The following is a 685-nucleotide window of genomic DNA, read 5'->3' as shown; positions in this document are numbered from 1 at the left end:
TGGTGGTTCCGGTGAGTTGTTCGCGCAGGTGTGTGGCGAGGGCGAGCGGGGTGGGGTGGTCGAAGGCGATGGTGCTGGACAGGCGCAGTCCGGTGGCCGCGTTCAGGCGGTTGCGCAGCTCCACGACCATCAGCGAATCGAAACCGAGCCGGTGGAACTCGGCCTCGGCCGCCACGGATTGCCCCGCGCTGTAGCCGAGTACGCCGGCGGCCGCATCCCGGACCAGTACCTCCAGCCTGGCCTGGCGCTGCTCCTCCGTGAGCCCGGCCAGCTCCCGCTTGAGCGAGGATCCGGTTCGGCCGGTCGGCCGGACGGCGGGGGTCCGTACGAAGCCGCGCAGAACGGCCGGGGCGTGCTCCGCCTGATCGCGGAGCGAGACCGTGTCCAGCCGGGCGGGCACGAGCACCGCGTCCCGCGAGCGGAGGGCCGCGTCGAAGAGGGCGAGCCCTTCCCGCGCGTCGAACGGTGCGATGCCCAGCCGCCCCAGCCGCGCCAGGTCACCCGCGTCCAGAGCGCTCGCCATGCTGCCGGCCACGTCCCAGAGTCCCCAGGCGAGGGAGGTGGCGGGGAGGCCTTGGTTGTGTCGGTGGGTGGCGAGGGCGTCGAGGTAGGTGTTGGCGGCTGCGTAGTTGGCTTGGCCGGGGGTGCCGAGGGTGCCGGCGATGGAGGAGTAGAGGACGAATGC

The 685-nt window shown here is 72.6% G+C and carries 1 protein-coding gene; it reads right to left on the bottom strand.

The annotated features are described in order from the left end of the window. On the bottom strand, window positions 1-685 hold a 685-nt coding region (locus AB4039_RS42305; RefSeq protein WP_442273318.1), incomplete at both ends, for a beta-ketoacyl reductase.

The organism is Streptomyces sp. M-16 (assembly GCF_052114405.1).
In the GTDB taxonomy this organism is placed as follows: domain Bacteria; phylum Actinomycetota; class Actinomycetes; order Streptomycetales; family Streptomycetaceae; genus Streptomyces.
The sequence above is the reverse complement of the archived record's forward strand: the minus strand, read 5'-3'. Positions and strand labels throughout refer to the sequence as shown.